The organism is Paenibacillus dendritiformis, assembly GCF_945605565.1.
GTDB classification, from domain to species: Bacteria; Bacillota; Bacilli; order Paenibacillales; family Paenibacillaceae; genus Paenibacillus_B; species Paenibacillus_B dendritiformis_A.
This window is the reverse complement of record NZ_OX216966.1, coordinates 1,900,963-1,913,003: the sequence shown is the minus strand read 5'-3', so window position 1 is coordinate 1,913,003 and position 12,041 is coordinate 1,900,963. Positions and strand designations below refer to the sequence as shown.

The following is a 12,041-nucleotide window of genomic DNA, read 5'->3' as shown; positions in this document are numbered from 1 at the left end:
ACACCTTCTTTTTTCCATTCATACTTGAGCCGCACATGACGGTTCAGTCAATCTCGGCCGTTCTCATTCCTCCGTTCTCAATAGATGCGGAAGCCGTACGCCGCCAACGCCTCGCGGAGCCGCCGGCTCATCCGCTCGCTGGCTTCCCGGCTGCCGCTGGCCAGCGACACATACCAGCGTCCGGATGCCCGTCCGCCGTCCGGCGCGAACAGCGTATTGGCGGACAGCGGGACGATGCCTTCCCGCCGTCCCGGCGTGAACAGCAGCCCGCTCCAATCAAGCTGGGCCAGCAAGCTGCCGAACCGCTCCGCCTGCTCGCTCCAAGCGCCCTCCTCCCCTTCGGCCCGATCCATTCCTCCGTTCGGCTCGGCCGAGGCCTTCCACGCTTCCGGCAGCCCAAGCTGGAGGCAGGACAGGAAGCTGCGCCGTCCGCATCGTTCCCAATGTGTGTCGAGGCTATAATTGAGCAGCCCCATCGAATGCCGCGCGTTGATCTCGACGACAGGATGGACACGCCCGTCGGCGAGCAGCATCGAATCGACGCATACCGGGCCGAAGTAGCCCTCCTCATACAGGCATGCGGCCAATTGCTCCATCGCCGCGAAGTATTCGGAAGCGTTCAGCCGCTCGACCAATTCGGGGTCGGCCGCGTGCGATCCGCCGTAATTATGCCCGCGGTTCACCATCTGCTGAACGCCAAGCAGCGAGACGGCCCCGTCCGGACTAATCTGCAGATGGCAGGAGAAATCAATCTCTTTCTCCAGCCACGGCTCCAGCAGAAGCTGCACCCGCTTGCCCGCCCGCTGCTGGTCTTGAATATAGCCGATCAACCGTTCCAGCAGCGGGATGGAATCGACCGCAAGATTGCCGCTGCCCGATACGCCGTACGGATCCTTCAGCACGAGCTTCCCGGCCCTCCGCAGCAGCTCCGTCCCGATGCGCATCGCCTCGTCGGCATCCTCCGCCAGATGTCCCGGCGGATTCCAGCCCAAGCGGGCCGCCAGCCGGTGCGAATATGCCTTGGAATTGACCCGGGCCGTGACGTCTGCGGCGGGAACCCGAGCTGCGGCACCATAACGCCGGGCCAGCTCGGCGGCAGACGGGGTGACCGCATAGACAGCCCAGGGCAATTCCTGCAGGCGGCGGCGCCAGTGCGCCTGATCCGGCTGGCTTGCGATGGCCTGGAAGACATCGCCGCCCCCTGATCCGTCAGTGCCGCCGCGTTCGCTCGTTCCGCCATGTTCACAAGTTCTGTATTGTTCGCTAGTTCTGCCATTTTCGCTAGTTCTGTCCGGTTCGTGAGTTCCGCGAGTTCCGTTTCCGCTAGCCCCGCCCCCGCCAGCCGATACCGTCCGGAAGCGGAAGCCAATCTCCCGCAAATAAGCCGCATGGGCCGCATTCATGGGCTGCCGGGTGATCAGCAGGCCGTCCTCGCCGCAGAGCGGGAACAGCAGCTCGTCCATACATCCGGCGACCGCTCGCCCCTGAGCCGCCCGAATCGCAGGCAGCTTCGCCAGATGATCGGGACGCCAATACGCTTCGGCATCGAATGTTCCGAGCACAATCCGCGGCCCGTCATAGACCGGCTTCAGCAGCGGCCGTACAGCCTCCGGCGCCGGATTACGCATGCTCCGCCTCGGTGTCCAGCTGCCCGAGAAAGCCCAGGAACGCCCGCACACTCTGCAAATGCTCGTACTCGAACCGTTCGAAATCGATCCGCACCTTCAACTGCTCCTCCACCTTCAGCATAAAATGAATAAGCTGAAGCGAATCGAGCCCGACATCGTCAATCAGATTCGTCTCCGGCGTCAGCCGCAGCTCCCAGGCCGGCTCCTCCTTCACCTCGCTGACGAGGCGAGCCAATGTGTCGATTGCGTGCATACCACCACTCCTGTTCTCTGTAAGTCGGATCGAACATCCTTAACCAACATATGAAGTCAAAACAGGGAATATTTCACTCGATTTAAATGATACCGCTTTCACTTTCACCTTTTTTCATTTCTCTGCCCGCTGTCTCCCCACAGACTCGCACACTACGGTTTCGGTTTCCTACATTTTTCTTGTCGCGGCCATCTCCTTCCTTCGCGATTCATCGCAAAAAACCGTCCCGCAAGGCTGCTGCTCCCTTGCAGGACGGCTCTGTTATCTGCTGACTACATATGTCCCATTTGCTGCAATACGCGGTACAGGAGGACCGCCACCTGCGCCCGGGTCGTCAGAGCATCCCCTGCGAACCCGCCCGCGCCCATGCCTTTGACCAATCCGGCCTGGTAGGCATAGGCTACGGCCGCGCGCGCTTCCGGCGACACCTGCTCCAGCGCCGTCTCGGCCGGCTCCTCGGCCGGCCCTTGCGGCAGCTCCGGATTGAGCGCCGTCACGAGCAGAACGATCATCTCCTCGCGCCGCAGCGCCTCATGGGCCCCCGGCTCGCCGGACCTCTGCTTCCAATCGGGCTCCTTGCCCGTGATGCGGTCCAGCAAGGTCATGAATTCCGCCTGAGTCACCGGATCATTCGGCGCGAACCGGTGATCATTCCGTCCTGATACGACATGATGGGAAGCCAGCGCTTCAATCTTGGCACGGCCCCAATGCTGCGCGATATCTGTAAATGTCTTTGCGTATTCCAGTCCCGCATATTCGCCCGGCTGCCGCACCGGTACAGTCAGGACATGCGTGCCTTTTTTGCCCGGCCCGTTGGCTACCCGCTTCGGCAGCCCGGCGTAGGCCCACGATTCCGCTTCATGGCGTACGTAAATGCCGGCCGCTTGCGGATGCCGGACCAACCGTTCGTCCAGTTCCAATTCCAACAGCAGGGGTTGGCTCCAAGCCGCACTCTTCGAGCCGATGCCCAAATCGTCCGTCTGTCCCCCCGCTCCCTGTTGCTTCGCAGCTGCCGGTTTTTGCTCCTGTGCCTGCTGTGTCCGCACCGGAGTCTCGATGCCAATGATGTGCGACACAAGCACCGCGGTCCCGCCCGACACCAGGACCTGACGAGCGCTGCTCGCGCCTGAGCCTTCCTGGACGGAGAGCGTCAGCTTCAGTCCATCCCGGTCAATGAAATCCGGGATCGCTTCTGCCGGCACGGTCACAGCGAAGCGGAAGCCCTTCAGAAGCAGCGCCTTCCCGGACTTGGCCAGCCGTTCGGCCGAAGAGGCTCCTATCTCCAACGCAACTGTCCTGTACTCCTTCCATGACAACGAGGACAGATCCAGCGCAACCGGAGTGCCGGCTTCCCCTTTGTCCAGCTCCTTCTCCAGCCAGTCGGAAGCAATCCGAACGCGCGCCTGCTTGCCGTCCCGGCCATCGGTTACATACAGCGTCCCTATCAATTGGCCATCTACCCGAATCGGGGTCCCGGTTGACGGAGCCGGGTTCGAGCTTGAACTTGAAGACGATCCCGAACCCGAAGCAGATGATGGCGGATCCGGGCGGGTCGTCGGCGGCGTCACGATGTCCGCCCCCTTCACCTTCACGAACGCCTCTGTCTTCAGCGCCCCATAGGCAATATGGATGCGGGCCTCCCCTTCTCTCAGGGCGGCAATTCGGCCGTCCGCTTCCGCCCGAACGACTTGAGGGTTGGATGAAGTGAAGGACAATCCGTCCGTAATCGGGACGCGCTTCACTTCTCCAGCGGCATAGACCGCTGCCGTTACGGTCAACTGGGCCGCTTCCCCCGCCTTCAATGTCAGCACCTCAGGTTGAACATGAATCGAGCGCACTTCCTCCGTCGGAGGCACATCGGACTTCCTTACCGTGACCGGCACAACCGCCTCCAGCTCGCCGTAGCTTACGGTCACCTCCGTCTCGCCTGCTTGCATGCCGGTGACCCGTCCCGCGTCATCGACCGCGGCAATGCCCGCATCCTGCGAACGGAACACCAAGCCCTTCACCAGCGGGACCGTCACTTCCTTGCCCTCGGAATAGACCGCGGCCGTCACGGTCAATTGCGAAGTCTCGCCTTCCGTCAATGCCAGCTCCGGCGGATGGGCGGCAATCGAACGAATCTCGCCCTCCGGGATGTCCGGAACCGGGGTCACGGTGACCTGAACGGAATCTTCCAGACCTTCATACGTTACCGTCACCGTCGCTTCGCCCGCCGACCGCGCCGTGATCAAGCCTTCGGCACTCACCTCAATGACCTGTTCAGCATCTGCCGCGTAGGCGGACAATGCGGTGACATCGCTCTCGTTCCCGGCTTCGTCCTCCGCCTTGACATGCAATTGAAGCTGTTGTCCTTCGCGCAAGCTGATATCGCGCGGCTCAACCGTAATCTTCACCACCGGTTGGGCAGAATCTGGGTGCGTAATGAGCGCGCGGATCATATAGTTCCCTTGCGAGGCTGCGGCCCGTGTCCAGGTTCCGTCCTCCAGCCTCCAGGAGCGCCCGTGATTGATGCCCTCCTCATCGACGGCTAGTCCCGGCACGTCAGGATACGAGCCGTCCTGGATATAGACGACATAGAAATCGCCGTCCACGAACGGACCATTCGCAAAAGAGAGCTCGGTCCATTCCCCGTCCAGGCGGGCCGTTCCCGCGTGCGGGCCGGAGAGCAGCTCGCCCGGCTGCCCATCTGGTCCCGATGCGTCATACAGCGCATATCGCAAGGCCGTTCCGCCCGGAACCGGCCAATCATCATCCCAGAAGAACATACGCGCCCCGGTCACTTGAGCCGGGCCGTCACTGGTCATGCGCACCGCATAGCCATTGCCTGAATCATAAAAAGCTACCGCATTATCCCCCTTCCCCCGATCGTAAGCCAGTTCGTCCTCCGTCCCGCGGAAAGATTGCAGCGCAATCGGGTTCGTGACAGTCCCTTCTGCACGGATCTGCTGCTCATAAGGCAAATACCCGCGCGCAGAGACGAGCAGTGTATAATCTCCTGCATAGACCTCCAGCGTGTAGTTCCCCTGTTCATCCGTAACCGCGGATGGCACATGCGCATCTTCCCTCACCCGTACCGCCGCCCCGGCAATCGGCTGTCCTGTTGTCTTGTCTGTAATGACGCCGCTAATCGTGGCGCTTGAGAGCGGTTGCAAATGAATATTCGCCTCGGTTCGCTCCTGATCGGTTATCGTCACCGTCTGTTCGACCGTGTGATAACCATACGCTTCTACCCGCATCTTAAACGTCCCTGGCGGGTGCTTCAGCCGATAGCGGCCCGTGCCTGAATCGGTCTTCGTTGAACGATCCGTATCGACGATCGTAACCGTCGCCGCGGCCGGAAGGCCGGAAGAGCGTTTCCCCTCCCCGTCTGCCGCCTGAAGGGAGGCTGTCTCCTGCTTCATGCTTCTCCACGCGGACAAGCTCGGGGCCGCTGGCGCTTTCTCCGCCGCATCTTCCCGCGCAGTCATTCGTTCTTCCCGGTCCGCCGCTCCCTTCCCCGCTTCATCAGCAGACTTGACCCCGGCCCCGGCTGGAATGAATGTCTTGACTGGCAGTGTATCCCGCACCTGAATATCATCCAAATACCAACCGTTCGCCAGAGAGGCTTCTCCGGTCTTCAGCCGGAAGCGGATGTGTACCTTCTTGCCGGCGTATTTGCCGATGTCGATCTCATCCATATACCAAAACCTTTTGGGATGGTTCGTGTTATACGTTGGCTTCGGATAGGCAACCAGACTTTGCCATACAGCGCCGCCATCCTCGCTAATCTCTACGTAGCCCTTATCGCCGTCCTCCAGATCATACCACTGCTGAAAGTAGAGCGACGCATGCTTTGCTCCCGTCAAATCAATTTCCGGGGAAATGATGCTTTGATTCGTATTTTTGGAGACATATCCAGCGAACTTCGTGCCGATGACGTTCTTGCCGGATACGGCTTGCGGCGGTCCATACTTCGGATCGGGTACCCCTTGCTCCCACTCGTTCGGGTCGCCTTCACGCGTCCAACCCTCATCCCCGCCTTCGAAATTTTCCCCGTAAATAAGCTCCCCGCCGGTAAATGTCCAACTCACTTCGTTAGAAGCTTCGCTAAGCACATGGCTGTATGTCCTTGCCTTGGCGATATAAAAGTAAGTTCCCTCCTGCGGCAAGGGATGGTCGGCGTAGTTGCGTCCTGTGCTCACGCCAATCTCCTCGTAGGATCCGTCTCGCTCCGGCGAACGGTAGATGACGTACTCCTTCACATCGCCTTGCGGCTCCTGCTCCCATTCGAGGATGACCTTGCCCGGGGCGTTACTCCGCGCCTTCACCTTGGGAGCGTCAGGCTGGAGGTCAGTCGGTCCGATCAGCTCGATATCGTCGACATACCATCCTTCATCGCTTCCGTAGGCGCCCCGAAGATTAAAAAGGACGAAAATCCGATCTCCTTTGTACGGAGACAAATCGATGTATTCCGTTTTCCAATCGCCGCTTTTCCCGTCAAATTGCTTCGCCAGCTCGAACTCGAATTGCTTCGACTCCCTCCCGATAAAAATCTCCGCCTTGTCCATCAGAATAGAGTACCAGCTTCCGAGCTTGTGCCAATGCTTGAAGCTCAGAATCGTATGCTCGCTGTCGCGCAGATCGATAAGCGGCATGACGAAGTAGGTCTCTTCCACCCCGGTGGGGTAATTGCCGTCAAGCCGGGTCGCCATCACTTTGCTTCCCGAGCTCGCCTGTCCCGGCCCGCTCGTCGGCACGCCCCATTCCCAGATGCCCGGTTCCCCGCCGAAGCCGTAACCTTCGATGTCCGTCTCGAAGTCCTGTGCATATCCGAGCTTGACTCCCTCCGATACTTCTACGGGCCACCAGGCGGATACCGCCTCGTTGCCTCCGAAATCCACTGCCCGAATCCGGTATTCGATTCCAGCCGTGTCCAGCAGCGATGACGGGATGGTGCCTTCATACATTCCGTCCCGATAATCTCCCGACATCCGGACCATGGGTATTGCAGTTCCAGCCTGTTCCCCCTTCCTCTTCACTTCCAGTTCCGCCCGGGTGACGCTTGTGTCGTCCGTAATTCGGGCAGATACTTCCTGATCCAGCGCGTTGTACACGAGCGTCAAGGGATGATGCTCGATGACCGGTTCTTCGGCATCCTCTCCATCCACCGTTACCGCCCCTTCAAGCTCGCCCAGACCCGCTTCCTGGGTGGAGATGGCATTCAAGGCATTCACGATGCCTGATCCATAGCCATTGTTCGGACTCTGCGGGAACTTGCTGTCCGTCAACGCGATTGCCGTGTCCTTCAAAATCTTCTCCACCTGATCCACCGTCAGCGAATGATTGGCCTGCAGCACCAGCGCGGCAACTCCGGCCACATGCGGGGCAGCCATCGATGTCCCGTTCATGAGGGCGTAAGAGCCGCCCGGGACCGAGGAACGGATACTAACGCCAGGCGCTGATACTTCCGGCTTCATCTGGCCGTAAGGAGACGGGCCCTGAAGCGAGAAGTCAGCCAGCCGATTGCTGCTGTTGACCGCTCCGACCGCGAAGGATTCCGGATAGTTCCCCGGCGGGGTGATAGACCCCGGCCCGCCGTAGTTATAAGGCGGTCTCGTATTGCCTGCCGCGAAGACAGGCACGATGCCGGCAGAGCGCCATGACCGGACAATATCCTGAAAAAACTCATTCTTCCCGGCCTGCACGCTTCCCCAGGAATTGTTGACAATATCCGGAGCCAGCTCGGGATAGGAGCGCCCCGATTCGTCCGTCGGCGCCAGTATCCATTCGCCTGCCGCCAATATGCCCGCATCCGTCGCCTCGCCAGCCGAGTTGAAGATGCGCGCGGCGATCCATTTCGCCTGCGGCGCGACCCCGATCGGGTTGCGGCCATCGGGCTCCGATCCAACCATCGTGCCCATCACATGCGTTCCGTGGGCATTGCCGTCAAAAGGCAGCTTCTTCTTTTCCGGCGTCGCGTCATACCAGCTCAGCTCAGGCCGTTCGGCCTGCCCTTGGGCATTGTAGCCTCTCCACTTCCGCTTCAGCGCCGGATGATTCAGATCGACGCCCGAATCCATGTTGGCGACGACGATGCCCATGCCGTCAAAGCCCTTCTCCCACGCTTGACCTACATTCAAGTTGCGCAGATTCCAAGGCAACTCGACTGCTGCCGGAGCTCCTCCCGTCATATCCTGAGCTGATTCCCCCGTTCCATCCGCCTGCGGCGGCTCGGAATCGGTTGTGGTTTGCCCCTCGTCGAGCACCTCCAGCAGGTATGTACGATTCGGGGTTATGCGTTCTACGGCAGGATGGGCTGCCAGCCGTTCCATCACCTCCCGCGTGCTTGTCACCGCAATGGCGTTCACGATATAGAAGGAGCGGTAATCCTGCACCGAGCCATTGCTTAGGCCCGTGTCCAGCTCATCGGTGATCCCGGTCTGAGTCCGATAGGCCGTCTCCTTCAAGTCGTTCAAGACAAAGCTTCGCACGGTCAGCTTGCGCTTCGCGGACGTCTCCCCGCTCAAGTCGGAATAAGACTTAGCCAGCTTCGCGGCGGCCTCCACGTCACTCTGCTCCCGCAGCTTCACAATATAAGTCCCTGTCCCTTCCTGTCCGAACTCACCATATACTTCTCCATCTACAACGGCGGGCGGCAGCCGAATCCTGTTGGATTCCGCCATCCTGACCGAATTATCGGTCTGCTCTCCCGCGTGCGCATACACTCCCGGTACCGAAGTGATGCCCATAATGAGCGCGATGACGAGAACCAGCCATCGCCGAAGCCAAGCTTTACCTTTCACATTCCATTCCTCCTTGTCTCGTATTCTTTTAACCTGATGAACAAGCCCAAGAAGTTGATAGAATCATACACAAATTGAAATATTTTGTAAATATATTTTTGAGATCCATTTTTGGATATGAATCTCGCTATCGTCTTTTTTTTATTTTGAAAGAAAGTATTCCTGAGCCAAGTCGTCAAAATAGCGCTTCAATCGCCACCGATCTGCCCGGCTAGCAACTAGGTTCGGCATGCGCCCGTGTCGAAATATGTCTTAAAATTTTGACTTGCTGCTTGCAGTGTCAGCCCGTCCCTCTGCGGCTTTACGGCGTTGTCTCGGGGTCGCAGGCGATGCTGTTAGTTCCCCGCCTTTCTATTCAAACATTTTCAATGATTGGCCGATATAGTAAATAACATCCTGAATCTAGCAGCTTGGTAGATACGACCCTATTTATCTTTAAGGAGAAGGAGACTAAGCTATGAAAATCAACAACGGTCCGCTGCCGCCCCCGAACCTGTATAACCTGAGCAAGCCAGAAGGACAAACCGGACGCGCCATGCAATTGGAAGCGGGAAGTCCTGTTGGCGCGAATTATGATACCGTTGAGATCAGTCCGGCCGGACGCAAGCTGGCGGAGGATGCGATCGTGCATCACCCTGCGGATCAGGTATCTATGCCCTCCAAGCCGGCGGGAGCGCCCGATGATTATGTCAACATTGGCGATTTGATGAAGCGATTTGATCCGGAAGGACACCAGCAGATGAATGAAGCTATTGTAAACGACGGCGACTGGTTCGGCATATTGATGAAGTTCGTCCACCGCATCCCGGACAACAAGCATTGGATCGGGACGTACCTGAAGGAGGAAAAAGAGGGGATAACAGCGGCAAAAACGGCGATGGCCTTCACTCCTGGGAAGGCTGATCAACGGACTGCGCCAGATGATTCCGTATTGTCCGAGCTTCAAGCCCTGCTGAAAAAGAATCCGTCCATGATGGACGATGAGACGGGACGGAATCTTCTCCTGTTCGTACGCACGCTGCAAGCCGAGACAAAATAGAACGCGGATTTCATTGGTACCCATACCATCATCCACGGCCACGGAACCTGGGGCTGTCCTATAAGTAGTTTTTAGCTGCAGCGCGATAGCCCCGCCCGCCCCTGCTTCTCACAGCTCAGTTTTTTAAAATACTGTAAATATGCAGTTTTCCTTTATGACGTTTACTCCGTTACAGGAATTCCTGCAAAACTCAGGCTGTTGGAAAACCCCTGTTTTTTTGCGAAGGGGTGGAGATGGTCCATTTTCCTCATCCAAACTTGGCTCTCAGAGCGTTTTTAAATCGATTTTTTCTACCGGGTAGGAGATCCATCATAGGTAAAAAGTCCCATAGTCTACTAAATAGCCTGATTTTACGGGATCCAAGCGACCGCGTCGGATGCTGGGGGCATCATCGCCTTCAGGAAGCATTATCGGCCTGCTGGAAGCATCGTTGCCTCCTGGGGCTTGGACGTGCGGAGGAAATTGCTGCTATTTTACAGGAATTTCGGCTTAATGAGTCCACATCCCGAGGAATTGCTGCAAATCTACATCATTTTAGGCCATTTTGCTTCAAGCCGAAGCGAAACCGGGGAAATTCCTGTAATTTTGCAGGATTCCCTTTCTGGAAAAGTCGTCCATATCGAATTGCTGTATTTATGCAGGATTTCGCTTACCGAATAGGCGTGTCTGGAGAAATCGTGGAGTTTTGCGGATTTCGCCTGCCGGATGGGCGTGTCTAGGGAAATGGTGCAGTTTTCAGGCCGGTAGAAATATCCATTCCCTACTCAAAACTTCTTTCTCAACAGCCTGCAAAACTACATCAATTTCAGCCTATGTAATAGCTAGAAAGCAAAAATCACTAAAAATGATGTACTTTTGCAGGAAAACCATCAAATAGTAGATCAAGTAACGTAAATTGCTGTAGTTACGCAGGATTTCACTGCTGAGGGAGTAGATACCCTAAAGCAACATAAACATGCAGAAGCCGGGGCCTCGGACCCCGGCTTTCTCTCTATCAGCCTATGTTTTTCATCATAGAAGCTCGTGGTATAGCTACACGCGGGCTTCCGCCGCGACCCGGTTGATCATATCCGCCAGCTTGACGGGCATGCCGCCCTGGAGACGGGATTCCTCCGAGGCGAAGGCGATCAGATGGCTCTGCAAGGAGGCCGTCGCCGAGGTCAGGGCCGACGACATGGCTTCCTCCTGATGCTCGCGCACCAAGTGCAGGAAATCGGCGACCATCCGCTCGTCCCCGCCGCCATGGCCGTCGCCGGCGACGCCGCAATGGAACTCCACCCGCTCGCCGGTAGCGAAGCGCTTCAGCGTATACGTTCCATCCTCCATATTGCCGATAATCTCGCCCTTCGTGCCCATGATGCGCACGCTCCGGACCTCCTGCTCCGCGAAGGCCGACAGCGTGAAGTTGGCATTGGCCCCGTTCGCGAATTCCATGTTGACGATCTGGTGATCGACCACATTGTTATCGCAGCGGTAGACGCAGCGTCCGAACGGCCCTTCCTTCAATGCGGTCATGATGCCTTCCGGCGACAGATCATGCGTAATATAGCGCGCCCATGGGTGCTCCGGCGGCTGGTTGTACAGCTTAAGCGCGGAGAAAGGACAGCTGCGTTCCACCTGGCAGCCGTCTGTGCAGCGGGCGGAGGAGCCTGCCGGGGCATGCTCCTTCCGGAAATGCAGCAGCGATCCGTAGGAGCTGACGCTGACGCACGGCTCATCCATGAGCCAGGAGATAATGTCGAGATCATGACATGATTTGGCCAGAACCATCGGACTCGATTCGTCCGAGTTCCGCCAATTGCCCCGCACATAGCTATGCGTCATATGGCGGTAGCCGACATATTCCGAATGCTGGATCGTTGCAATCGTGCCGACCTCTCCCGCCTCGATGCAGCGCTTGATGCCGGACCAGAACGGCGAATACCGCAGCACATGGCTGACCGTCAGCACCCGGCGGTGAGCGAGGGCGGCCTGCTCGATGCGTATGCACTCTTCGGCCACAGGCGACATCGGCTTCTCCAGCAGAATATGATAGCCCAATTCAAGCGCCTTCATCGCCGGCACGTAGTGCAGCCGATCCAGCGTGCTAATAATCATGACATCCGCGATGCGGCCCTTCTCGAAGGCCTGCTCCCACGAACGATATACATATTCCGGCGCGATGCCGTGAATCTCCGCTATACGCTGCCGGCGCTCCTCATTCGGCTCCGCGACCGCCACGATTTTCAATTCATCAGGATGCTTCTCCGCATAAGGACCATAGATATACCGTCCCCTGCTGCCGGCTCCAAGCAATACGGCAGTTACTGTCTTCACAAGGGTTCCTCCTCGTCATG

Annotated in this window: 6 protein-coding genes; 2 read left to right on the top strand and 4 right to left on the bottom strand. The window is 58.1% G+C overall.

The window, feature by feature from the left end; translation table 11 throughout:
- Nucleotides 1–77 precede the first annotated feature (77 nt).
- The 3 genes from NNL35_RS08200 to NNL35_RS08190 form a co-directional block, all read right to left on the bottom strand.
- Entirely contained in the window at nt 78–1,628 is a 1,551-nt protein-coding gene (locus NNL35_RS08200; protein ID WP_254553273.1) for a hypothetical protein, read from the bottom strand.
- Nucleotides 1,621–1,881 (bottom strand): acyl carrier protein, encoded by a 261-nt coding sequence (locus NNL35_RS08195; RefSeq protein WP_006678298.1) that lies wholly within the window; start codon nt 1,879–1,881, stop codon nt 1,621–1,623. The genes NNL35_RS08200 and NNL35_RS08195 overlap by 8 nt, the downstream gene beginning before the upstream one ends.
- A 272-nt stretch (nt 1,882–2,153) precedes the next feature.
- Nucleotides 2,154–8,666, bottom strand: coding sequence for a S8 family serine peptidase (locus tag NNL35_RS08190; RefSeq protein WP_254553271.1), 6,513 nt, complete (start codon nt 8,664–8,666; stop codon nt 2,154–2,156).
- A 457-nt stretch (nt 8,667–9,123) separates the two neighbouring features.
- On the opposite strand from NNL35_RS08190, the gene NNL35_RS08185 reads away from it, so the two are divergent.
- Together NNL35_RS08185 and NNL35_RS08180 are read left to right on the top strand one after the other, a co-directional pair.
- Nucleotides 9,124–9,705: a flagellar biosynthesis anti-sigma factor FlgM gene (locus NNL35_RS08185; RefSeq protein ID WP_254553270.1), complete on the top strand. Its 582-nt coding sequence runs from the start codon at nt 9,124–9,126 to the stop codon at nt 9,703–9,705.
- A 492-nt stretch (nt 9,706–10,197) separates the two neighbouring features.
- The gene (locus NNL35_RS08180) at nt 10,198–10,365 is read left to right on the top strand and encodes a hypothetical protein (RefSeq protein ID WP_254553268.1); all 168 of its coding nucleotides are present in this window, start codon (nt 10,198–10,200) and stop codon (nt 10,363–10,365) included.
- A 372-nt stretch (nt 10,366–10,737) separates the two neighbouring features.
- On the opposite strand, the gene NNL35_RS08175 is transcribed toward NNL35_RS08180, so the two are convergent.
- Nucleotides 10,738–12,021, bottom strand: coding sequence for a Gfo/Idh/MocA family protein (locus NNL35_RS08175; RefSeq protein WP_254553266.1), 1,284 nt, complete (start codon nt 12,019–12,021; stop codon nt 10,738–10,740).
- Between the last annotated feature and the right edge of the window lie 20 nt (nt 12,022–12,041).